The sequence below is a fragment of the Brevundimonas sp. Br13 genome, assembly GCF_055391505.1.
The window spans coordinates 842011-864404 of record NZ_AP044008.1; the positions used below are offsets into that span (position 1 = coordinate 842011).

The following is a 22394-nucleotide window of genomic DNA, read 5'->3' on the forward strand; positions in this document are numbered from 1 at the left end:
TCAACGGGCCTCGATGTTGAGGTTCAGTGCGCCGAGACCGCGATAGGTGACGCGGTTCGGCAGCTGCAAATGCCGAGCATTGTGCTGATTCCAAAGGTCGTAAATTATACCGTCGTTCGCCATGCTGCTGGCGAGCGAGCCGATATTCATACGGCCGAAGACTTCATGGTTATTTTGAACAACGACAACATCCGCCTCAGCGAAGGCTGCTTCTAGAGATGTTGATGTTTCTACGCCAAGCGTCGCGACGTCTTCCTCTGAAGCAACCGCGTCCCATCCAAAGAGCGTAGCGTCGGGGAACTCGGCCCGGAGAGCGTCGATGAGGGGGGCTGCCAATGTGCCCCGTAAGTCGCTGGTGGCCGGGCGGCCTTTGAAGGCGACGCCGGCGATCACCACCTTCCGTGCTGATCGTTTCGCGATCCGCTCAAATTCGCGAGAGACTTCAGCGGCGACGCGAGTGGGCAGCGATTCGTTCCAACGTCGGCCGGCAAGACTTAGCGATGGGACGAAACCGTACCGCTCCAAACCTTCCGCGAGAATGTAGGGGTCCTTTTCAAGGCAAGGACCGCCGACCGGACCTGGCAGCGGAAGGTTGGCTCGCGGGTAGCCCAGATTGCCTGCATCGATGACTTCCTTGGCGGATATTCCCACGGCGTCGCACATTGCGGCCACCTCGTTTGCAAAAGCAAAGACGAAATCGCGCTGAGTATTATTGACCAACTTAACCATTTCCGCCGTCTCTAGATCGTTCACGCGAACGACCGACGGGGTTAGGAAAGAAAAGATTTGGCTGGCGCGGAAGGTGGATGCGGCGTCAACGCCACCCACAATTTGAGGGAGGCTGCGCAGTTCCACAAGCGCCTTGCCTTCAAGTGTGCGTTCTGGGCAAAAAGCCAACTGGTAATTGCGGCCCGTCGCGTCGAGGATCGGCTTAACGGTGTCCCGGCTCGTACCGATACGCACCGTAGACCGCAATATGACCAAATCTCCATCTTTCAGAACATCAGCGATCATATTCGTGACGGCCATGAGGCCAGCGAACTGAGTCCGCTTATCGTTGCCTACCGGAGTGCCGACGGTAACGATGAAGACCGTGGCCTTGGTGTCTTTTTTTATCCCCTTGTTGAAGCTGAAGCGGCCGGCCGCAATCTGATCCGCCAGTACGGAGTCGAGGCCCGCTTCGCTGAAATGAGCCCTACCTGTGGCGAGCGCATCCAGAACCTTCTGGTCACGCTCCACGCCTTCTACGGAGAAACCGGCTTCGGCCATCGCCACCGCCAACGTCAATCCAACGTAGCCAAGCCCTATGATGCAGACGTTTGGGTCTTTGAAAGTATCTGGCAGCATGAATTTCTTCTGAGGTAGGGAAGGATGCCGACGGAGGTAGCAGCTTCACTCGGCAAAGAGAAGGCGGGGAGATAGTTTTGCTGATTGCGGTCGGTTCTTTGACGATGCCGTCTCAGCGTTGTGGCCGAGAAAGTTATAGGCGATTTTTAGCCGGTCAATTAGGTCGTTACCCCCACCTTGGAGTAGAGGTCGCTTAGCCGTGCTTGATAGGCTTGGGGAGAGAACTGAGCCGCCTGAAGTAAGCCCGCCCTTTCCAGTTCGGTGCGAAGATCCCGATCAGCATCTAACGCTTGGATGCCTCGAGTCATTGCTTGAACATCGTATGGATCGACGATTATAGCAGCCTTTCCCGCGACTTCCGGGAGGCTTCCTCCCGTAGAGGTCAGAACGGCGGTGGACAGCGCCATTGACTCCAGAACGGGGAGTCCAAATCCTTCAAAAAGCGACGGAAACAGAGTGGCTTTTGCGCCACGTATCAACGAGATCAACATCGAGAACGGCATGTACTCGTATTGGCGAATTCGGGCGGCGTTGGGTCCGCCGTCCGCCTTGATTTGACGTAGAAGGGCCGTCTCGGGTTCGTCAAGCCAGGCACGACCGCCTATCAAAATCAGCGGCGTCGAAACGCCTGAAGAGAGGTAAGATTCTACAATTCTACCCAAGTTTTTCTTAGGTTCTACTGCGCCAAAATGAAGGAAGTACTGCTTCCATTCGAGTCCAAAAACCCCTTCTAGTTCAGTCTCGACTTCTTCTTGCGAGCGTGTGGCAAGGTGATCGGGTATTTTGACGGCCTGGTACGTATTGGTGACTCGATCTTCAGGGACGCCAAGAATGCGAATTACGTCCTGCCGGGTCGCCTCCGACACCACCGCGATATGATCGGCCCGTTTAACCACTTCTTGGCATAGGCTCATGAATACTGATTTGTCGTCAAGGGTGGCGTGAGGTAATCGAATGGGTATCAGGTCGTGGAAAGTATATATGTTTGGAACTCCTTTTGCGTACAAGGGGAGGGGCGTTGTCCAATGCATTACATCAGGCGTGGGTGAGGATTTATTATGCTGAAAACGAAGAGGCGTTACTGCTTTATAGGTTTGGAAGCATCGTATTGAATGGAAAAAAATTTCCTGGCTAGACCAGAAATAGTCTGCGGATGGACGTCCGCCGGAACGTGACGGCCATATTACCTCGCCGGATGGTTGTATGGGGTCGGCCGTGCGACCAAACCTTGAGAGGAGGGTCCGGCGCATGCGGACTGATTTCTCCTTGCGAGAAAGTTTAGTCGCCGGCCGCTCCGCATCGACTAACATTGCCTCGCTAAGGACCTGATTCCGTCTCTTGGGAGATTTAGGTCCATATAAAACCTGTGTTCCCATGCCTACGGATCGCACGTTCTCCAGGAGGTTTCGACCATACGTGGCAATACCCGACCCCTGTGATAGAGCGATGTTGAAGCCGTCGATGCAGATGGATTTCATGGACTCTGGGTCAGCTTGAATTTGGTGCGCCGATGGAAACTGAGCGCGATATCGTAGGTGTAATGTCATAGTCGGCTATGTGCCGTAGTCCAGCCTTTCCCTCGTGACTCCCCGCCCATCCCCCGCTATCTCGCGCCGGTGATGAACGAAACCGAGCGCCAGTCCGAGGAACGCAGCTGGGAGACGGCGAAGACGCTCGCCGAGGCCCTGCCCTATATTCAGGTGTATGACCGCGAGACCGTGGTCATCAAATACGGCGGTCACGCCATGGGCGAGAGCGCCGTGGCGAAACAGTTCGCGGCCGATGTGGTGCTGCTGAAGCTGATGGGGGTGAACCCGGTCGTCGTGCACGGCGGCGGGCCGCAGATCAGCGCCATGCTGGACAAGGCGGGGGTCAAGTCGGCCTTTGTCGATGGTCTTCGCGTCACCGATCCGGCGACGATGGAGGTGGCCGAAATGGTCCTGTCCGGGGCGGTCAATAAGGAGATCGCCCACTGGATCACCATGGCGGGCAAGGAGGCGGACGTGCGCGGCGTCGGCCTGTCGGGCAAGGACGCCGGCCTGCTGACGGTCGAGAAGACCCGCCGGACCAAGCGCGATCCCGACAGTATGATCGAGCATGAGGTCGATCTGGGCTTCGTCGGGGAACCGACCAAGGTGGACCCCAAGCTGATCAAGGGGCTGATCGCCTCGGAGACCGAGGACTGGGTTCCGGTCATCGCCCCCATCGGGGTGGCCGAGGACGGCCAGACCTACAACGTCAACGCCGATACGGTGGCGGGCGCCGTGGCCGGTTCGCTGAACGCCAAGCGGATGCTGCTGCTGACCGACGTGCCGGGGGTCAAGGGGGCGGACGGCGAGATCATTCGCCAGATGACCCTGGAGGAGGCGCAAGAGCTGATCGACACCGGGGTCGCCTCAGGCGGCATGATCCCCAAGCTGGAGACGGCCATGGCGGCCGTGCGGGCCGGGGTCGAGGCCGTGGTGATTTTGGACGGCCGCCGGCCCCATGCGATGCTGGTGGAGCTGTTCACCGAATTCGGCGCGGGCACCCTGGTGAAGGCGTCTTGATCGACCTGTCGCACGTCAACGCCTGGGTGTTCGATATGGACGACACCCTGTATCCACGCGAACAGGGGCTGATGTCCCTGGTTCAGGCGCGGATCAACGCCTATGTGGTCGAGGCCGTCGGCCTGGCGCCCCAGGAGGCGCGGCTGTTGCAGCGCCAGTTCCTGGACGAGCACGGCACCACCCTGGCCGGGCTGATGGCCAACTACACCATCGATCCCGAGGACTTTCTGAGGGTGGTGCATGAGGTGCCCCTGGACGGGGTGGAGCGAAATCCCCGTCTGGCCGAGCGGCTGAAGATTCTGCCCGGGCGCCGGTTCGTCTTCACCAATGGGGCCAGGGACTACGCCCACCGCGTTCTGGACCGGATCGGGATCGCCGACTGTTTCGACGGGGTCTTCGCCATCGAGGACGGCGATCTGACGCCCAAGCCGGCCCCGTCGGCCTTTCGTCGCATGATCGAGCGGTTCGACTTCGAGCCGCGCTGCGCCGCCTTCTTCGAGGACACGCCTAGGAATTTGGAGCCGGCCAAGGCCCTGGGGATGGCGACCGTCCTGATCGGCGACGGCCATGGAAAGCCCCTGGGCGATCATATCGACCATATCGCCCCCGATCTTCTCGACTTTCTCAACGCCCTGACCTTCAAGGACGCCGCATGACCGACCTGTCGCATCTCGAATCCGTCGTCGAGGCCGCCTGGGACAACCGGGCCGAGGTGTCGCCCGCCACAGGAGGCGAGGTCCGGGACGCGGTCGAGACCGCGCTCAACCTGCTCGATTCCGGCCAGGCCCGTGTGGCGTCGCGGGGGGCGGACGGCGCCTGGACCACGCACCAGTGGCTGAAGAAGGCGGTGCTGCTGTCCTTCCGCCTGAACGACAACCAGATCATGCGGGCCGGCCACGCCTCCACCATCCCTCTGTCGGCCGATCATCCGGCCGCCCTCGGCCCGTTCTGGGACAAGGTTGCGAACAAGTTCGGCGACTGGAGCGCGGGCGACTATCAGGCGGCCGGCTTCCGCTCGGTTCCCGGCGCCGTCGTCCGGCGGGGCGCGCACATCGCCAGGAACGTCGTCCTGATGCCGTCCTTCGTGAACATCGGCGCCTTCGTTGACGAGGGGTCGATGGTCGACGCCTGGGCCACGGTCGGCTCCTGCGCCCAGATCGGCAAGAACGTGCACCTGTCGGGCGGCGCCGGCATCGGCGGGGTTCTTGAACCGCTCCAGGCCAATCCGACCATCATCGAGGACGGCTGTTTCATCGGCGCCCGAGCCGAGGTGGCCGAGGGCGTGATCGTGCGCGAAGGCGCGGTGCTGGCCATGGGGGTCTATCTGTCCGCCTCGACCAAGATCGTCGATCGGGCGACCGGTCAGGTCTTCCGGGGCGAGGTGCCCGCCTATTCGGTGGTGGTGCCCGGCGCCCTGCCGGACCCCAAGGGCGGGCCTTCGCTCTATTGCGCCGTCATCGTCAAACGGGTGGACGCCCAGACCCGCGCCAAGACCGGCGTCAATGAGCTGCTGCGCGACTGATCGTCCGCCGCCCGCCCTGGCTTTGACGCCGCGGCGTCCGAGGGCGCACACTGCGTCGCGCCCGCCGTTCTGACCCCGCCTTCCGTTGAGACCTGCAATGACCGATCGGACTTCGCCGCTGGACCGTTTCACCAGTTTCGAGGGCGTGACGGTTGTGGTGATCGGCGACGTGATGCTCGACGCCTATCTCCAGGGCCACGTCAGCCGCATCTCGCCCGAGGCGCCGGTGCCGGTGGTGAAACATGCGCGGGACCGGTTCACGGCCGGCGGCGCGGCCAATGTGGCCTTGAACGCCGTGGCGCTCGGCGCTTCGGCGCGTTTGATCGGGGTGGTGGGCGATGACCAGGCCGCCGATCAGCTGCGCGCGATCGCCGAACAGGCGGGCGTCTCCTGCCGGCTGCTGGGTCTGAAGGGCGGCGAGACCACGACCAAGACACGGGTTCTGGCTGGCGCCCACCAGGTGGTCCGGATCGACCGCGAAGGGTCCAACGCCCTGTCGGCCGAGGATGAGGCCGCTCTGATCGCCCTGTTCGAACAGGCGCTGGATCAGGCGGATGCGGTGATCGTGTCGGATTACGCCAAGGGATGTCTGACCGATGCGGTTCTGGCGGCCGTGTTCGACCGGGCGCGCAAGGTCGTGGTTCCCGTCTTCGTCGATCCCAAACGTCCCGATTTTTCCGCCTATCGCGGCGCGGCCTATATCAAGCCGAACCGGTCGGAGCTGGCGGGCGCGACCGGTCGGCGCTGCGACGACGACGCGGCCGTGGGCGAGGCGGCCCGGCAGGTGGTGGACCAGACCGGCGCCAATCTGTTGGTGACCCGCTCCGAACAGGGCATGGCCTTCTATGGCGTGGACGGGGAGGCGATCCTGCTGGAGACGGAGGCGGCGGAGGTGTTCGACGTCTCGGGCGCCGGCGACACCGTCATGGCCGCCTTCGCCCTGGGCGTGGCCTCGGGCCTGCCGGTCGTGCGGGCGATGCGCCTGGCCAATACGGCGGCCAGCATCGTGGTCTCCAAGGCCGGGACGGCGGTGGTGTCCGCCGCGGAGCTGCGCACCGTGCTGAATCACCAGGATCAGCGCGACGACCATCGCGACGGACTGATCCTGTCGCGCGCAGACGCCCGGGCCGTCCGCGGCGCCTGGCGGGATCAGGGGCTTTCGGTCGGCTTCACCAACGGCTGTTTCGACCTGCTGCATCCTGGCCATGTGGCCCTGCTGCGTGAGGCCGCGAGCCATTGCGACCGGCTGATCGTCGGGCTGAACAGCGACGCCTCGGTGCGGCGGTTGAAGGGCGAGACTCGGCCGATCCAAAGCGAGGGGGCGCGCGCCGAGGTGATGGCCGCCATCCGACATGTGGACGCGGTGGTCCTGTTCGAAGAGGACACCCCCTATGAACTCATCGCCGCCCTGGAGCCCGACGTCCTGGTCAAGGGCGCGGACTATCAGGAGCATCAGATCGTCGGCGCCGATCTGGTCAGGGCCAAGGGCGGGATCATCGTCCGGGTCGAGCTGAGGGCCGGCCATTCCACCACCGGCCTGGTGGACCGCAGCCGTACGCCCTCGGCCTAGATATGAGCCCCGATCCCAGCACCGAGCTGAAGGCCGCGTCGCGCCAGGCGACAGCTTGGCTTTACGAGACGGCCCTGCCGCTGTGGCTGGAACACGGCGTCGATCGTCGGCGTGGCGGCTTCTATGAGGCCCTGTCTCACCACGACCTCAGCCCGGTCCACGACTATAAGCGGCTGCGGGTGTTGAGCCGCCAGATCTATGTCTTTTCCCAGGGGGCGCAGCGCGGCGTCTCGGACGCCGGCGCGGCGGTTGAGCATGGTCTGGATTTTTTGCTGAACCGCGCCCGCCATCCGGACGGCGGCTTCATCAGTCGACTGGACTTGGACGGGGAGGGCCTGGATCAGACGCGCGATCTGTACGACCTGGCCTTTGTCCTCTTCGCCCTGGCCCATGCCTATAGGCTGACGAGGGACGGTCGGTTGAAGGCGGAGGCCCTGGCGCTCTTAGACTTCATCCAAACGTCCATGCGCCATCCAGCAGGCGGCTATGTCGAGGCCCTGCCGCCGCGCGCCCCGCGTCGGCAGAATCCGCACATGCATCTGCTGGAGGCGGCCCTGGCCTGTGTCGAACATATGCCGGACCCTGCCTTCTCCGCCCTGGCGGCGGAACTGGTCGGCCTGTGTCGGCGACGGTTCATGGACGGGTCGCGGGGGCTTCTGTTTGAGTATTTTCAGGACGATCTGACGGCCCCGCTGCGGCCGAATGGGCGGGCCGTGGTCGAGCCGGGCCATCAGATGGAATGGGCCTGGCTGTTGCGGGAGGCGCAGCGGCTGGGCATGGACACGAGCGCAGGCGCCGACGGCGAGGCCGAGCGGCTGGGGCGTTTCGCCCTTGCGCACGGCCTGGACCCGGCGTCGGGCCTGTTGCGGGGCGAGGTGTTCGAGGACGGCGCGATCGCCGTCGCGGGCGTCCGGCTTTGGCCGCACGGTGAATGGCTGAAGGCGGCTCTGCGCGTCCCGGCCTTGGCGCCGAGCTGGCCTGGCGCCTGGGCCGCGCTGAGCCTGTTCCTGAACACCCCGACGCCCGGTCTCTGGTTCGAACAATGGGATCCAGGGGCGGGCGGCTTTTTGGACACGCCGGTTCCGGCCAGTTCGCTCTATCACATCGCCACGGCCGTGGCCGAGCTGGAGCGGGCGGACCTTTAGGACGAAGGGCGGGAGGGGGCGCAGTCCCGCCTCCCGTCTCGCTTCAAGGGTCTCAGGCGGCGCTCTTCATCGCGTCCTTGTTTACGGCGGCGTCGGCGATGCCGGTCAGGTCTTCGTCGGTTTGGGATTCTTCCTGCAGGGTCTCGTCCAGCAGGGCGACGGCGTCCTTCAGGCCCAGGACACTGGCCCAGCGCTTCAGCGTGCCGTAGCGGGTGATCTCATAGTGCTCCACCGCCTGGGCGGCGGCCAGGAGGCCGGCGTCGAGGGCCGGGTTGTCCTTGTATTCTTCCATGATCTCGTCGCCCTCGGCCAGAATGCCTTCGATGGCGTCGCAGGTCTTGCCGCGGGGGGCCTTGCCGATGATTTCGAACACCTGCTGCAGGCGTTCGATCTGACCTTCAGTCTGGTCCTTGTGCTTTTCAAAGGCCGCCTTCAGCTCGGGCGACTGGGCGGCGCGGGCCATCTTGGGCAGGGACTTCAGGATCTTGCGCTCAGCGTAATAGATGTCCTTGAGCGTGTCGTGGAACAGGGTGTCGAGGGTTTTCTCGGCCATGGATCGTCTCTCGCAATGGTGATGGGGCGCGGGGGCGCACCCCATCACAAGCGATCAGGCCGGCTTATGTTCCTGTGTCGGAATCCGGGCTTAGGCGGTCGTCGCCCGCTTCAGATCCGGCGGCGTGGCCTCGTCGGTCAGAAGGCGAATGGCCTCCTCGACCGTCACCACCGTCTGCTCCTGGGAGCCCAGGCGGCGGATGGCGACCTTGCCCTCTTCGGCCTCCTTGCGGCCGACGACGGCGATGACCGGGACCTTGCCGACCGAGTGTTCGCGGACCTTGTAGCCGACCTTCTCGTTACGCAGGTCGATCTCGGTGCGCAGGCCCGCCGCCTTGAACCGGTCCATGACCTCGCGGGCGTAGTCGTCGGCGTCCGAGGTGATGGTGGCGACCACCGCCTGGACCGGCGCCAGCCACAGGGGGAAGGCGCCGGCGTAGTTCTCGATCATGATGCCGATGAACCGCTCGAACGATCCCAGGATCGCCCGGTGCAGCATGACCGGCCGGTGCTTCTGGCCGTCCTCGGCGATATAGGTCGCATCCAGGCGTTCCGGCAGGACATAGTCCAGCTGGATCGTGCCGCAGGTCCATTCGCGGCCGATGGCGTCCTTGACGATGAAGTCCAGCTTGGGCGCGTAGAAGGCGCCGTCGCCAGGGGTGACGACCGGCTCGGAGCCGGCGGCGCGGGCGGCCTCCAGCATCTGGGCCTCGGCCTTGTCCCAGAATTCGTCGGTGCCGGCGCGCTGCTCGGGCCGCGTGCCCAGGCTGATGTAGGCCGTCTCCATGCCCAGATCCGCATGGACGCTGCGGCACAGTTTGATGAACTCGGCCGTCTCCTCGACGATCTGGTCCTCGCGGCAGAAGATGTGGGCGTCGTCCTGGGTAAAGCCGCGCACCCGCATCAGGCCGTGCAGCGAGCCCGATGGCTCATAGCGGTGGCAGGCGCCGAACTCGGCCATGCGCAGCGGCAGTTCGCGGTACGAGCGCTGGCCCTGGTCGAAGATCTGGACGTGGCCAGGGCAGTTCATCGGCTTCAGGCTGAGGGTCTCGCCCTCGACCGTTTCGCAGACGAACATATTGGGCCGGTACTTGTCCCAGTGGCCTGAGGCCTCCCAGAACTTGCGGTCCAGAACCTGAGGGGTCTTGACCTCGACATAGCCGGCGGCGTCCAGCCGGCGGCGCATATAGGCCTCGAGCACCCGCCACAGGATCCAGCCCTTGGGATGCCAGAAGACCATGCCCCGGCCCTCTTCCTGCATGTGGAAGAGCTCCATGGCCTTACCGACCTTGCGGTGGTCGCGCTTTTCGGCCTCTTCGAGCCGTTGCAGATAGGCGTCCAGGTCCTCCTTGGTCGCCCAGGCGGTGCCGTAAATGCGCTGAAGCTGTTCGCGCTTGGAATCGCCGCGCCAATAGGCGCCGGCCAGCTTGGTCAGTTTGAAGGCCTTGCCGACGTGGCGGGTCGAGGGGAAGTGCGGCCCGCGGCACAGGTCGATCCAGTCGCCCTGTTTGTACAGGGTGATGGTCTCGTTCTCGGGCAGGTCCTTGATCAGCTCGGCCTTGAACTTCTCGCCCCGCGCCTCGAAGAAGACGATGGCCTCGTCGCGGTCCCAGACCTCGCGCTCGAACTTGGCGTCGCGATCGACGATCCGGGCCATCTCCTTCTCGATGGCGGCGAAGTCGTCGGTCGAGAAGGGCTCTTCGCGGTAGAAGTCATAATAGAAGCCGTCCTCGATGGCCGGGCCGATGGTGACCTGGGTGCCGGGGAACAGGGTCTGGACCGCCTCGGCCAGGACGTGGGCCGTGTCGTGGCGGATGGTGTAGAGGGCCTCGGGATCGTCGCGCATGATCAGGCGGAAGTCGCCGCCCGTCTCCAGCACCCGGCCCATGTCGCGCTGCTCGCCGTTCAGCTCGGCCAGCACGGCCTTCTTGGCCAGGGACGGCGAGATCGAGGTCGCCACGTCGCGCGCCGTCGAACCGGCCGGATACTGACGCACCGCGCCGTCGGGGAATTTCAGATCGATCATGACTGTTCTTTTTCGTCGGTCTTCAGGGGCGGGACCGGGTCATAACCCGAACCGCCGAAGGGATGGCATTTACAGAGGCGACGCACGGTGAGCCATCCCCCCTTGAGCGGCCCGTGCCGGATCAGGGCGTCGCGCCCATAGTCCGAACAGGTCGGCAGGAACCGGCACTGCTGGCCGATCAGGGGAGACAGCGTCAACTTGTAGCCTCGATGGGCCGCGCGGACGCCGCGTTCATAGAGAGACATTTGTCCCTTCGCCGGGGGCTGGATGGGTTCGCCGCGCTTATCCCCTGTCACAGCAGGGGGATCAACCGGTCAGAGCCCGTCAGGCCGCGCCGGCGAGACGAGTTCGCCCCGCCAGGGCCTGATCGACCGCCTCAAGCGTCGCCTCGATCGCCACTAGGGTCGAGGCGTGTCGGGCGGGATAGTCGGCGACCTGTTTCAGGACGCGGAGCCCTTCGAAACGGCCGTCGGGGCCTTCGCCGCCGGACTTCAGCATGGCGGTCATGGCGTCGCGGACCTCCCTGATCTCATCCGCCGAGGCGCCGAGGACGGACTGGCCCAGCACGCCGGCGGCCGCCTGGCCCAGGGCGCAGGCCTTGACGTCCTGGGCGAAGTCCATGACCCGCCCCTGGTCGTCCAGGCTCACATCGACGATCGCGCGCGAGCCGCACAGTTTGGCGACCCGCTCGCCGGTCCCTTCCGGCGACGCCAGCCGACCGGCATGGGGCAGGTTGGCCGCCAGGGTCAGGATGCGCGCGCTGTAGAGGTCGTCGATCATGGCCGGAAGATAGGGGGCTGAAGGGGCGAGTGGAAGGCGTGAAACGTCCGCTAGACGCTCAGCGTCAGACCGCCGTCCGCCTCGACCACCAGGGTCGCGGTTCCATAGTCGGACAGCTGCGGGTGGTCCGTCGCCAGAGGGTGGGACCAGGCCGCGGTCACCACCAGAACCTCCGCCCCGGCCGCCTCGCCGGCCGCAATACCGGCCGGGGCGTCCTCGAACACCAGACAGTCGGCGACGTCCACGCCCAGCCTCTGCGCCGCCAGCCGATAGCCGGCGGGATCGGGCTTGCCGCGTTCCACGTCCTCGGCCGTGATCAGCACGGCGGGCGGTTCGACCCCTGCGGCCTTCAGCCGGGCCTGGGCCAGGGGCGCCGTAGCCGAGGTGACGACGGCCCAGCGGTCGGGCGGCAGGCGTTTGACGAAGTCGATCGCGCCGGGAATGGGGGCGACGCCCTCGACATCCTCGATCTCGCCCCGTTCGACCCAGGCGACCTCGGCCGCCAGGTCGACGCCCGGCAGGTTCTGGCGGCGGATGGTGTCGGCGGTGCGCACCCCGTGGATGGTGGGGATGAAGGCGACCGGGTCGATCCCGTGCCGTTCGGCCCAGCGGGTCCAGACACGCTCGGCCGCAGCGGTGGAGGTGATCAGGGTGCCGTCCATGTCGAACAGGAAGGCGCGATAGGCGCGGGGGGCGGACCCGGGGGAGACGGTCATGTCCCTATCCAGCACGGCGCCGGCCGGGCGGCAAGCCGAGGTTCCTGCCGATCAGCCGCCTTTCAAGGAGGACCAGGTGCGGGCGGTGTCGCTGGGCGATGGGGCGGAGGCGACCGCCGGCTGGGGCGTGGCCGGCGTATTGCGCGCCGCCAGCCAGGCCAGGTTCTGATCGGCCAGCTCGGGGGGCAGTTCGCGGCGCAGGATCTGTTCAGCCTCGCCCATCTTGCCTTGCAGGCCCAGGGTCATGGCCAGGGTCTGGCGCACCTTGCTGGAGGCCGTCGGCTGGGCCGCAGCCCGTCGCAGCAGGGCCTCGGCGCCGGGGGCGTCGCCGTGGGTCAGGGCCGCCGTGGCGGCGTTGGTCAGGACGTCGGGATTGTCGGGCGACAGGACCAGGGCCTGGTTCCAGGCCGCGCGCGCGTCGTCGAACCGGCGCACCTGCTCATAGGCCACGCCCAGCAGGGAATAGGGCCGCCAGTCGCGGGGCGCCAGGTCGCGGGCCTTTTCCAGCGGGGCGATGCCGTAGAAGGCCTGGCCCCGGCCGATGTGGGCGCGGCCCAGCTCCAGCAGGGCGTCCAGATTGGCGGGCTGGAGGGCCAGCAGGGTTTCGGCCGTCTGGGCGGCCTGATCATAGCGGCCCAGTTCGCGCAGGGCCTGGGCCAGCTTGACCGCCGCCACGGGATCGGCCGGGTTCAGGTCGTGCTCGCCCGACCAGAAGACCGAGCGCGCCAGGGCGTCCATCCGGTCATAGGCGGCGCGGACCTCGGCCGAGGCGGGCGCGCGGGTCGCGCTTTGGACGGCGTTCTGGGGCGCGCCCTGGGTCTGGACCGGGGCGGCCGCGAGGGCGGGGCCCGCCGACAGGCTGAGAAGGGCGACGGTTGCGAGAAGGGCGGGCATGGGCGACATGGGGGGAGTCCTGACGGTTCCTCGGTCCGCCTCAGAATCGCCGGTTCGCGTCAACTCTTGGTTAAGAAGGTTCGCCATGCTCGCCCCCCATCCCCTGCTGGTCGCCGCGAACGCCGGAGAGCGGGCCGTTCCGATCCGCCTGTCGGCGCCGGGTGCGGTTCTGGACGGGGCGGCGAAGTCCTGGGCCGAACGGCACGGCTTTGCCGGCAAGGCCGGGGAACTGCTGATCGTGCCGGAGGGCGATGGGATCCGTCAGGTGCTGCTGGGGAGCGGCGCGGCCTTCGATCCGGTCCTGGCGCGCGGCCTGTCGGCGCGGCTGCCCGGCGGCTTGTACCGGCTGGAGGCCGAGCCTGAGACGGCGCTGGCGGCGGCCCTGGCCTTCCTCCTGGGGGCCTATGTCTTTGACCGCTACAAGGCCCGGCCGGAGCGGGCGCCGGTTCGGCTGGTCGCGCCCGAGGGGCTGGACCTGGATGAGACGACGCGGATCGTCGCCGCCTGCGCCCTGGCCCGCGAGATGGTCGACACCCCCGCCGCCGACATGGGGCCGCTGCAGATCGAGACCATCGCCCGCGAGATCGCCGAGAGCGCGGGGGCTGCCGTGACCGTGACCACCGGCGAGGCCCTGCTGGAGGCGAACTATCCGGCGGTCCACGCGGTCGGTCGTGCGGCCGCTCCGCACCGCGCTCCGCGGCTGATCGAGATCGGCTGGAAGCTGGACCGGACCGACCTGCCTCTGGTGGCCCTGGTCGGCAAGGGGGTGGTGTTCGACACCGGGGGGCTGGACCTGAAACCGGCCGCCGGAATGCGCAATATGAAGAAGGACATGGGCGGGGCCGCCCACGCCCTGGCCCTGGGGCGGCTGGTCATGCAGGCCGATCTGCCGGTGCGGCTGGCGGTCATCGTGGCGGCGGTGGAGAATGCGGTTTCGGGCGACGCCTTCCGGCCGGGGGACATACTGAACAGCCGAAAAGGTCTGACGATCGAGATCGGCAATACGGATGCGGAGGGGCGGCTGATCCTGGCCGACGCCCTGACGCGGGCGGGGGAGCATTCCCCCGACCTGACCCTGGACTTCGCCACCCTGACGGGGGCGGCGCGGATCGCCCTGGGGCCGGAGCTGCCGCCCCTCTATACGGACGACGAGGCCCTGGCCGCCGATCTGCTGGCGGCGGGAGCCGAGGTGGGCGATCCCCTGTGGCGCATGCCCCTGTGGCCGGGCTATCGGGCGGCCCTGGACACCGAGATCGCCGACATCAAGAATGACGCCTCGGCCTGGGCGCAAGCCGGGTCGGTCACGGCCGCCCTGTTCCTGCAAAGGTTCGCCCCCGCCAGCGGCGCCTGGGCCCATATGGACATCTTCGCCTGGAATCCCCGCGCCCGGCCCGGCTTCCCCGAAGGGGGAGAGGCCCAGGCCATAAGGGCCTGCTACGCCGTGCTGAAGGCGCGCTACGGCGGTTGAGGTCAGGCCGGGCTCAGCCCGAAGGTCCACGCCCCCTGAGGCGCATCGTCGGGCGAGCGGGGGCGTAGACCGGGGGAAACGACGGGGCGCAGACAAGAATTCCACAGGAAGGCGACGCCCATTAACGGCCGATTCGGCTTCCGGGGATAAGACTGCCGCTTCAGCCAATGCGAGCCCAGGTTTGACCGACCGCCTCGATCTTCTCCCGCCCGGCGATCGTCTCGCCCGCCCGGACCTGGCCGAACAGGCGCTGGAGGGCCTTGTGCGGGCGGCCGCCTATCGGGCGACCGAAGCCATGTCCTGTCGCGTAGCCGTCGCCGACGTCTGGTCGGACGGGGGCGAGCGGATCGACCAGCTTCTCCATGGCGAGATCTTCGACGTCCTGGATCGGGCGGACGGCCGGGCCTGGGGTCGGGCGCGCCGCGACGGCGTGGTCGGCTGGGTGGTTCTGGACAGTCTGTCGGCCGGCGCGGCCTTGCCGACGCGAAGGGTGGCTGCGGTCGATGCGGCCCTGCCGCTGAACGCCCTGGTGGTCGAGACGGCGGAGGGCGTTGCGGACGCCGACCTGGCGCCGATCGGAACCTTTGAGCGTGATCCTGTCTCCGTGGCCGAACGCCTGCTGGGCCGGCCGCATGAACTGGGCGCCCGGTCCTCGGTCTCGACCGACTGTTCGGGTCTGGTGCAGCAGGCCCTGCTGGCCTGCGGCCTGCCGGGGCCGCGCCGGTCCGACGCCCAGGCGGAGCTGGGCCGGGCCGTGTCGGCCGAGGCCCCGGCGCGCGGCGACCTGGTGATCTGGCTGGCGCCCGGCGGCGACCACGACTGGACCGGCCATTCGGCCCTGATGATCGACGCCGAACGGATCATCCACGCCACGGGCGGCAAGGGGGTTCTGATCGAACCCCTCGCCGAGGTCGAGGCCCGGCTGACCGCCGAAGGCTTTGCGACGGCGATCTTCCGCCGCCTCTGAGACCGGGCGGGACCGTCGGGGTTGTGACGCCCCTAAAAAGACTGTCCGATGTGTCCGATGTGTCCGATGTGTCCGATGTGTCCGATGTGTCCGATGTGTCCGATGTGTCCGATGTGTCCGATGTGTCCGATGTGTCCGATGTGTCCGATGTGTCCGATGTGTCCGATGTGTCCGATGTGTCCGATGTGTCCGATGTGTCCGGTTCAGGCTGCGGCGGGCGGTTTCATTTTTGAAATTCGGCATTGAATCTAGCGAGGGGAGGACGGTCGGCGTCCTCTCAGTCGGTTCGCCATGTCAAAGACCGGATCGCCAGCCTAGCCCCGGCCGCGCCCCGGTCGCGTCGAACCGCCGGCCTGTTTCGCAACCGATTGAATCGACGAGGGACTCCTTGCGAAACTAGGGGCGTTCGTCGCGGAAGGTCCGCAGGGCGCCCAGACGGGCGAAGGCCAGGGTCAGGGCCTTGCGTCGGGCCGGCGCCAGGGGGGTGGCCGGCGCCTCGCGCACCACCGCCCCGCCGAAGCCGTCGGCGACGATCAGCCCCGGCGCCTCGGGCAGAATCTCCTGGGGAAACTCGGGCGCCACGGCGAAATAGAAGGCGTCGCAGAAGGGGCCGTACGCCTGACATTTGCGATCGACGCGATAGTCGTCGACGCCGGACTTCACCTCGCAGATGACGACGTCGCCGCGCGGCCCCAGGGCCATGACGTCGGCCCGTCGCCCATTGGGCAGGCCGACCTCCAGCAAGGGCGCATAGCCCAGGTCCAGCATCAGCCGCGCCGCCCCGCGCGTGACCGAAAGCGTGGTTTCCGGCCGGCTGAAGACCAGTTCGAGATGAAGGGCGGCGGCGGCCATGCCGACTTATGTTCCGGCTATGTTCCGAATGCAAGCGGCCTGCCGCCCAGGCGGGCGGCAGGCCGAGACGTGCAGGCCGTGTGCGGCGTGGGGACGGCGCCCCGCCTAGGCGATTTCCTCGACGTGGCCGTCCAGGTCCATCAGGGCCAGTTCGACCTCCAGATGGGGGTGGCGCTGTTTGATGGCGTCGCGCAGGGCGTGAAGCTCCTGCGTATGGACCGCCAGTTCCTTTTCGGGAGTGTCCACCGTCTCGGCGCCCAGGATGACCTTGTAGGCGCCGCAGTCGCGGTGGTCGATCACCACGACCTTGTGGATGTGATGCAGGTCGATGGCGACGTCCAGATGGCTCCAGAAGGTCTGGCCCCAGCTGGGGAATTTGTCGGTCAGGGCGCCCAGGGAGGCGCCGGCCAGAACGACGTGGTCGTATTTGTCGTGCAGACCGTGGCCTTCCATATAGGCGACGGTGTCGTCGGTGAGGCGGTAGTCCATGCAGGTCAGCAGCAGGATTTTCGTATGGCCCCGCGCCCGGGCTACGCCCGGCGCCAGGGTGGACAGAAGGCTGACCCCGCCGGCCATGGCCAAGAGGCCGAAGGCGCCGCGGCGGGACAGGGACGGGGTGTGGGCGCAGCAGTCGGGCATGGCGATCGCTCCGGATTGATCAGGCGATCACGGGTATCGGCGTTCGTTCAGTGCGCATAGTTCGTACCCTTCCGGAGCCGGTTGACAACCTGTCGTTAACGATCGCGCATCGGGTCCGCCTCAACCAATCAGGCTCTAACGGCCGGTGCTGACGACCCGGCTCATGTCCAGCCCCAGGGCCCGGGCGCGGGCCAGCAGGCGGGCGCGATCCGCCGCCGAGGCGTTCTGGTCACGATGCCAGATCCACCAGTCCGACTTGTTCGGGAGGGCCAGGATGGCCCAGTCGTAGTTCGGGTCGTGATCCCACACCCAGTAGTTCTGGCCCGCCAGGCCGCCGAAGCTGAGCAGGCCGGGCAGGGTGAAGCGGAACTTGGCGTTGGTCGTCGTATCGGTGATCCGGGCGTTGGCGCGCAGCACCTCATTGCGGCCGTCGGCGCGGCGGGTGCAGGTGACGACAATGCCGTAGCGGTCGGCCCGATTCTGGGGGGTGAAGTCGATCTGGGCCCGGCTGCAGTCCTTCTGGACGTCGTTGTGGCTGCGCTCGATCTCGAACCATCGGCCGTCGAACCGGTCCAGATCGACGGCGCGCGACTGGGCCAGGGCTGCGGACGGCGCAATGATGAGCGAGGCGGCGATTAGGGTGGCGCGAAGCATTGGGCGTTGTTCTCGTTGATCTCGCCTTGATACGCCCGACGGCGCGGCGCGGTTGCCCTCCACCCACAGCGACGCCTCAGCCGGGCGAAATCCGCAGCGAGGCGCCGGCCCGGGCCTGAAATCGAAAAATCCTGACACCTGTCGCAGATCTGAGACAGGTCCGCCTCGCAGTCTCGAACCGTCGCCCGTAGAGCAGGATGAAGTTCACGCCTCGTTAAGAGCGCCGATTGCCTCAGTAAATCGAAATAGAGATGCGAATATCGCATATGCTTAGGCCCAAAAGCATTTAGAAAGGCGAGACGAAATGTCTGACATCAGCGAGAAAATCGTCACCTGGAACGCGCAGCAGCGTGAAGTGGGTGAAGTGGTCTATAAGCGTGCGGGCAAACATCTCGAACAGGCCCTGCTGGACGCCTATCGCGTAATCGACCCGACGCTGGACGCCCTGCCTCGTGACGTGTGGGAGAACGAGAAGCGGAAGTTCGCCTTCATTTCGCGCGGCGACTTTCCGCCCGAATATTTCGAACAGCAGGCGGTGATTACCGAGAACATCTCGAGCAGCCTCGATTACGCGACCTATTTGAGCAAGACCTATGCGGCCTACGCCGCCGGTCTGGCCTCGGGGCTGGTGAAGGAAAAGCCCTGGAACGAGAAGGCCGACCATGCCCTGATGCTCAGCCTGATGCGGTCGGTCTTTTCTGACGCCAGCGTCGTCATGTTCAACTATTTTCAGATCCTGAACGCCAAGGCCGACGAGGAGCGCGCCCTGGTCGAGGCGGAGCGGCGTCGCGTCGCCGAGGAGCAGGATGCGGTGGTCGCCGCCCTGGCCGACAGTCTGAACCGGCTGGCGCGCGGCGATCTGACGGCGGTGATCACCGCGCCCTTCAACGGGCGCTATCAGCAGATCAAGGACGATTTCAACGCGGCGATCGACAGTCTGCGCGAGGCCATGAGCGCGATTTCGACCTCCACCAGCGGGCTGCGGGCCGGCTCGGACGAGATCGCCTCGGCCTCTGACGACCTGTCGCGCCGCACCGAACAGCAGGCGGCCAGTCTGGAACAGACCGCCGCCGCCCTGGACCAGATCACCGCCACCGTGAAACGCAGCGCCGAGGGCGCAAAACAGGCCTCCGCCGCCGCCTCCGACGCCACCGTCGGCGCCGCCCGCTCAGGCGAGGAGATGCGCGAGGCGGTCGCCGCCATGGGCGAGATCGAGGAAAGCTCCAAACAGATCACCAACATCATCGGGGTGATCGACGAAATCGCCTTCCAGACCAATCTTCTGGCCCTGAACGCAGGCGTGGAGGCGGCGCGCGCCGGGGACGCCGGGCGCGGCTTCGCCGTGGTGGCCCAGGAGGTCCGGGCCCTGGCCCAGCGCTCGGCCGAGGCGGCGCGCGAGATCAAGGCCCTAATCGCCAACAGCACGGCCCAGGTCGAGCGCGGCGTCAAACTGGTCGGAGAGACAGGCAAGGCCCTGGGGGGGATCGTCAAGCGGATCGCCGACATCGACGGGCTGGTGTCCGAAATCGCCCAGTCGTCGCAGGAACAGTCCACGGGGCTGAACGAGGTCAACACCGCCGTCAATCAGATGGACCAGGTCACCCAGCAGAACGCGGCCATGGTGGAGGAGACCACCGCCGCCGCCGCCAATCTGCGCAACGAGGCGGGCGAGCTGGAGCGGCTGGTCGCGCAGTTCCAGACCGGCCGGCCCGCCCAGGCGGCGAACCGGCCTCAGCCGGCCCAGGCCGGCCGCCACGCCCCGGCCGACAATCCGGTCGGCAAGGCACAAAGACGGCTCGCGCTCGCCGTCGGGGCGACCCAGGGCAATGCTGCGCTCAAGGACTGGGAAGAGTTCTGACGGCGCCCCCAGAGCCTGATCGGCTCTAGGTTCAATCGACATTCTGCTGACTGCGGTCAGGCCGCTCTTTCCGCGTCAGAGGGCCTTGATGCGGCGACCGGGTTCATCACAGCGATCACGGCGGATTCACAACGGTCACGACGCCGTCTGAACGCGCCGTGTTCGCCGTGACCTCGTCGTGCCCCGTTGTGATGAACCCGCCCTCAATCAGCGTTCCGCCGCCAGACGTTTTCCCTTCCGCTGACGCGGGAAGATTGGCCCTAGCCCGCCAGGGCGAGGCGGTTCCTGGCCCAGTCGGCGCGCGTCTGGCCCCACAGATGGACAGGCAGGTCGGCGAAGGGTTCTGGCAGGCGGGTGGGGCCGCGCAAAGTCGAGCCCAGCCGTTCGGCCAGCCGGATCGAGGCCGTATTGTCCAGGTCGATCGTGTGCACCACCTCGTCCCAGCCCAGGACGTCGAAGGCGTAGTCGATGGCTGCGGCGGCGGCTTCGAGCGCATAGCCCCGTCCCGTGGCGTCAGGGTGCAGGGACCAACCGACCTCCGGCCCCGGCCAGCCGTGGGGTCGCCACGGCCCGATCCGTCCGAGCCACCGGCCGGTGGTTTTCTCAAGCACCGAGAAGAAGCTTTCGCCGGTCAGGCTCCAGGCGCCGGCGACGGTCGCCATGATCCGCCAGGTTTCGGCCGGCGTCTTGGGGCCGCCGATGAAGCGCGTCGCATCGGGATCGGCCTGGAACTCGGCCCAACGCGGAAAGTCCTCCATCCTCGGGGGACGCAGGGTCAACCGTTCGGTCTCGATGCGGATCTCGGTCACAGCAGATACTCCCGCTCCAGCTCATAGTGACTGCCGTCGTCGGTCAGGACGCTGGAATAGAGGCCGAAACGGTCGATGCGGATCGGCGGCGAATGCAGCAGATTGTGGCCCGCCATCCAGGCGCCGATCCGGTCCGGATTGGTCTGGGGCTTAAGATAGGCCAGGGTGACGTGGGGGCGATAGTCGCGCTTCTCCAGGACGATGTTCGCCCGCTCGCCCGCCTTCCTGCAGCGACCGGCCAGGACCGACAGGGGGTCATTGGGCGTCTCGACGCCGGCCCAAATCGTGTGGCTGCGATGGTTGTCGCCGAAGGCGCCGACCCCCTTCAGCACGATCTCGAACGGGGCCCCGGCCACGCGGGCCAGTTCGGACGCCAGGTCGTCGGCCCGCCGCTCGTCGGTCTCGCCGTAGAAGGCCAGGGTGACGTGAAGCGCCTCCAGCGGCCGCCAGCGGGCGCCGGGCAGGCCGGACTGACGCCGTTGCAGGGTCTCGCCGACGTCCGGCGGCAGGGTCAGGGCGGTGAACAGACGCAACATGCGACTGTTGGTAGCGGTCGGAACCGCCGCTTCCAAGTCCGGTTTTCCTTGCACTGGGAGCCTCGGCTTCCGATATTCAAGGCCTGTGACCGGGGAAGTCTCCCCGGCCGACTCAGAGAAGGTTCGTCGCCATGAGCGATTTCAACAACGGCTACGCCCGCCCGCTTCCGCAGACGGCCGACATGTCGGTCGACGCCGGCCTGCGCAGCTTCATGCTGGGCGTCTACAACAAGCTGGCTCTGGGCCTCGTTGTCGCGGCGGCCCTGGCCTATGTCACCGGCAATGTGCCGGCGGTGCAGCAACTGCTGTTCGGCGTGACGCCGGACGGCCGCGTCGGCCTGACGGTCCTGGGCATGGCGGTCCAGTTCTCGCCCCTGGTTCTGCTGTTCGGCTCGATGTTCTTCATGAAGAATCCGACGGCCAAGGGGGTGAACCTGCTCTATTGGGCCGTTGTCGCCTCGATCGGCGCGGGCCTGGGCATTCTGTTCCTGCGCTATACGGGCGCCTCGCTGGCCTCGACCTTCCTGGTCACGGCGGCGGCCTTCGGCGGTCTGAGCCTGGTGGGCTACACCACCAAGAAAGACCTGTCGGGCATGGGCACCTTCCTGATCATGGGCGTGATCGGCCTGATCATCGCCATGATCGTCAACATGTTCCTGCAATCCGGGACCTTCTATCTGATCATCTCGGGCCTGGGCGTGCTGATCTTCGCGGGCCTCATCGCCTATGACACCCAGCGTCTGAAGATGACCTATTACGCCCTGGGCGGTGACCAGAACGCCATGGGCGTGGCCACGGGCTTCGGCGCGCTGAGCCTGTTCATCAACTTCGTGAACCTGTTCCAGTTCCTGCTGGCCTTCATGGGCGGCAACCGGAACTGAGATCGGTCGCAAGACGGATGCGGAAAGGGCCCCTCGCGGGGCCCTTTTTTGGTCAGTCCACCACCTGAAACTTCCGCCCGTCGAACACTTTGAGGGCCTGGGCCAGGTCGCGGCCGCGTTTCAGGATCTGGCCGCCCTCGCCGATGACGGCCCACTGGCCCTGGCGGGTCTGGAGCGCCGGGCGTTTTTCGATGCGGTACAGGGGGGCGTCGCCCGAGCGGCGGAAGACGGCGAATTCGGCGAAGTCCTTGTGGCCGACCATGGCGTAGTCGCGCCAGTCGCCCAGGGCCACCATCCGGCCGTAGACCCGCAGGATCAGGTCCAACTCGCGCCGTTCGAAGAAGACCGGGCCGGCCTGTGGAGATGGGGGCGGCGGCTCGTGCGGGGTCAGGCTCATGATCTGAACTTAGGCGCATCGGCGCGGGACGCCAGAGGGGGTGGAAAAAGCGCTTCAGACACCAAATGGCCCCGTTTCGGTCCTTCGCCCGCCCGTTTGGGCGGCGAAATAACGATCATCGGCTCGTCGGAGTTCGGAAGCGTCCGGATCCTGAACAGCCCCCCCAGCCCCCTGGATGTTTCCAACAAGGGCTCCGGCGGCCGATGCTTCCTCCAAGCGAGCGCCCGCCCTG

At 66.5% G+C, this 22394-nt stretch carries 24 protein-coding genes; 10 read left to right on the forward strand and 14 right to left on the reverse strand.

Annotated features, from left to right (window positions below):
- Together ACZ5M6_RS04090 and ACZ5M6_RS04095 are read right to left on the reverse strand one after the other, a co-directional pair.
- Positions 1-1347 carry a nucleotide sugar dehydrogenase gene (locus ACZ5M6_RS04090; protein WP_054764588.1) on the reverse strand — a complete coding sequence of 449 codons (1347 nt, stop codon included), beginning with the start codon at positions 1345-1347 and terminating at the stop codon, positions 1-3.
- A 158-nt stretch (positions 1348-1505) separates the two neighbouring features.
- Positions 1506-2894 (reverse strand): glycosyltransferase family 4 protein, encoded by a 1389-nt coding sequence (locus ACZ5M6_RS04095; RefSeq protein ID WP_464159736.1) that lies wholly within the window; start codon positions 2892-2894, stop codon positions 1506-1508.
- Positions 2895-2966: 72 nt separating this feature from the next.
- On the opposite strand from ACZ5M6_RS04095, the gene argB reads away from it, so the two are divergent.
- From argB to ACZ5M6_RS04120, 5 genes are all read left to right on the forward strand, one after another.
- The gene (gene argB / locus ACZ5M6_RS04100) at positions 2967-3896 is read left to right on the forward strand and encodes an acetylglutamate kinase (RefSeq protein WP_464159737.1); all 930 of its coding nucleotides are present in this window, start codon (positions 2967-2969) and stop codon (positions 3894-3896) included.
- Positions 3893-4552, forward strand: a complete 660-nt coding sequence (locus ACZ5M6_RS04105) for a pyrimidine 5'-nucleotidase (protein WP_152949390.1) — start codon at positions 3893-3895, stop codon at positions 4550-4552. The genes argB and ACZ5M6_RS04105 overlap by 4 nt, the downstream gene beginning before the upstream one ends.
- The gene (gene dapD, locus ACZ5M6_RS04110) at positions 4549-5418 is read left to right on the forward strand and encodes a 2,3,4,5-tetrahydropyridine-2,6-dicarboxylate N-succinyltransferase (protein WP_152949391.1); all 870 of its coding nucleotides are present in this window, start codon (positions 4549-4551) and stop codon (positions 5416-5418) included. The genes ACZ5M6_RS04105 and dapD overlap by 4 nt, the downstream gene beginning before the upstream one ends.
- A gap of 97 nt (positions 5419-5515) precedes the next feature.
- Entirely contained in the window at positions 5516-6988 is a 1473-nt protein-coding gene (gene rfaE1 / locus ACZ5M6_RS04115) for a D-glycero-beta-D-manno-heptose-7-phosphate kinase (protein WP_464159738.1), read from the forward strand.
- Between the two features lie 2 nt (positions 6989-6990).
- A complete protein-coding gene (locus ACZ5M6_RS04120) occupies positions 6991-8133 on the forward strand; it encodes an AGE family epimerase/isomerase (RefSeq protein WP_464159739.1) in 1143 nt (380 codons plus the stop codon).
- 52 nt (positions 8134-8185) lie between these two features.
- Here ACZ5M6_RS04120 and ACZ5M6_RS04125 read toward each other — a convergent pair whose 3' ends face one another.
- The 6 genes from ACZ5M6_RS04125 to ACZ5M6_RS04150 form a co-directional block, all read right to left on the reverse strand.
- The gene (locus tag ACZ5M6_RS04125) at positions 8186-8686 is read right to left on the reverse strand and encodes a YciE/YciF ferroxidase family protein (protein ID WP_464159740.1); all 501 of its coding nucleotides are present in this window, start codon (positions 8684-8686) and stop codon (positions 8186-8188) included.
- Positions 8687-8776: 90 nt separating this feature from the next.
- Positions 8777-10711, reverse strand: a complete 1935-nt coding sequence (gene thrS / locus ACZ5M6_RS04130; protein WP_464159741.1) for a threonine--tRNA ligase — start codon at positions 10709-10711, stop codon at positions 8777-8779.
- Complete coding sequence (gene yidD / locus ACZ5M6_RS04135; RefSeq protein WP_054764596.1) at positions 10708-10956, reverse strand: membrane protein insertion efficiency factor YidD; 249 nt, start codon at positions 10954-10956, stop codon at positions 10708-10710. The genes thrS and yidD overlap by 4 nt, the downstream gene beginning before the upstream one ends.
- A 79-nt stretch (positions 10957-11035) precedes the next feature.
- On the reverse strand, positions 11036-11491 hold the full coding sequence (locus ACZ5M6_RS04140; RefSeq protein WP_464159742.1) for an iron-sulfur cluster assembly scaffold protein: 456 nt from the start codon (positions 11489-11491) through the stop codon (positions 11036-11038).
- Between the two features lie 50 nt (positions 11492-11541).
- Positions 11542-12207, reverse strand: coding sequence for an HAD-IA family hydrolase (locus ACZ5M6_RS04145; protein ID WP_054764598.1), 666 nt, complete (start codon positions 12205-12207; stop codon positions 11542-11544).
- Between the two features lie 51 nt (positions 12208-12258).
- Positions 12259-13110 carry a tetratricopeptide repeat protein gene (locus ACZ5M6_RS04150; RefSeq protein ID WP_464159743.1) on the reverse strand — a complete coding sequence of 284 codons (852 nt, stop codon included), beginning with the start codon at positions 13108-13110 and terminating at the stop codon, positions 12259-12261.
- 76 nt (positions 13111-13186) lie between these two features.
- On the opposite strand from ACZ5M6_RS04150, the gene ACZ5M6_RS04155 reads away from it, so the two are divergent.
- From ACZ5M6_RS04155 to ACZ5M6_RS04165, 3 genes are all read left to right on the forward strand, one after another.
- Positions 13187-14569: a leucyl aminopeptidase family protein gene (locus ACZ5M6_RS04155; protein ID WP_464159744.1), complete on the forward strand. Its 1383-nt coding sequence runs from the start codon at positions 13187-13189 to the stop codon at positions 14567-14569.
- A 181-nt stretch (positions 14570-14750) separates the two neighbouring features.
- A complete protein-coding gene (locus ACZ5M6_RS04160) occupies positions 14751-15536 on the forward strand; it encodes a C40 family peptidase (RefSeq protein WP_182713380.1) in 786 nt (261 codons plus the stop codon).
- 50 nt (positions 15537-15586) lie between these two features.
- Complete coding sequence (locus ACZ5M6_RS04165) at positions 15587-15769, forward strand: hypothetical protein (RefSeq protein ID WP_464159745.1); 183 nt, start codon at positions 15587-15589, stop codon at positions 15767-15769.
- A 163-nt stretch (positions 15770-15932) separates the two neighbouring features.
- On the opposite strand, the gene mmcB is transcribed toward ACZ5M6_RS04165, so the two are convergent.
- The 3 genes from mmcB to ACZ5M6_RS04180 form a co-directional block, all read right to left on the reverse strand.
- Positions 15933-16388: a DNA repair putative endonuclease MmcB gene (mmcB, locus tag ACZ5M6_RS04170; RefSeq protein WP_464159746.1), complete on the reverse strand. Its 456-nt coding sequence runs from the start codon at positions 16386-16388 to the stop codon at positions 15933-15935.
- A 105-nt stretch (positions 16389-16493) separates the two neighbouring features.
- Complete coding sequence (locus ACZ5M6_RS04175; RefSeq protein ID WP_464159747.1) at positions 16494-17027, reverse strand: carbonic anhydrase; 534 nt, start codon at positions 17025-17027, stop codon at positions 16494-16496.
- 135 nt (positions 17028-17162) lie between these two features.
- Positions 17163-17681 carry a lipocalin family protein gene (locus tag ACZ5M6_RS04180; protein WP_054764605.1) on the reverse strand — a complete coding sequence of 173 codons (519 nt, stop codon included), beginning with the start codon at positions 17679-17681 and terminating at the stop codon, positions 17163-17165.
- A gap of 304 nt (positions 17682-17985) precedes the next feature.
- Here ACZ5M6_RS04180 and ACZ5M6_RS04185 point away from each other — a divergent pair, with 304 nt between their 5' ends.
- On the forward strand, positions 17986-19539 hold the full coding sequence (locus ACZ5M6_RS04185; protein WP_464159748.1) for a methyl-accepting chemotaxis protein: 1554 nt from the start codon (positions 17986-17988) through the stop codon (positions 19537-19539).
- A gap of 260 nt (positions 19540-19799) precedes the next feature.
- On the opposite strand, the gene ACZ5M6_RS04190 is transcribed toward ACZ5M6_RS04185, so the two are convergent.
- On the reverse strand, positions 19800-20348 hold the full coding sequence (locus tag ACZ5M6_RS04190) for a GNAT family N-acetyltransferase (protein WP_464159749.1): 549 nt from the start codon (positions 20346-20348) through the stop codon (positions 19800-19802).
- Entirely contained in the window at positions 20345-20884 is a 540-nt protein-coding gene (thpR, locus tag ACZ5M6_RS04195; protein ID WP_464159750.1) for an RNA 2',3'-cyclic phosphodiesterase, read from the reverse strand. The genes ACZ5M6_RS04190 and thpR overlap by 4 nt, the downstream gene beginning before the upstream one ends.
- A gap of 131 nt (positions 20885-21015) precedes the next feature.
- Here thpR and ACZ5M6_RS04200 point away from each other — a divergent pair, with 131 nt between their 5' ends.
- The gene (locus tag ACZ5M6_RS04200) at positions 21016-21765 is read left to right on the forward strand and encodes a Bax inhibitor-1/YccA family protein (protein WP_152949408.1); all 750 of its coding nucleotides are present in this window, start codon (positions 21016-21018) and stop codon (positions 21763-21765) included.
- Positions 21766-21817: 52 nt separating this feature from the next.
- Here ACZ5M6_RS04200 and ACZ5M6_RS04205 read toward each other — a convergent pair whose 3' ends face one another.
- Complete coding sequence (locus ACZ5M6_RS04205) at positions 21818-22162, reverse strand: DUF2794 domain-containing protein (RefSeq protein ID WP_152949409.1); 345 nt, start codon at positions 22160-22162, stop codon at positions 21818-21820.
- Positions 22163-22394 lie beyond the last annotated feature (232 nt).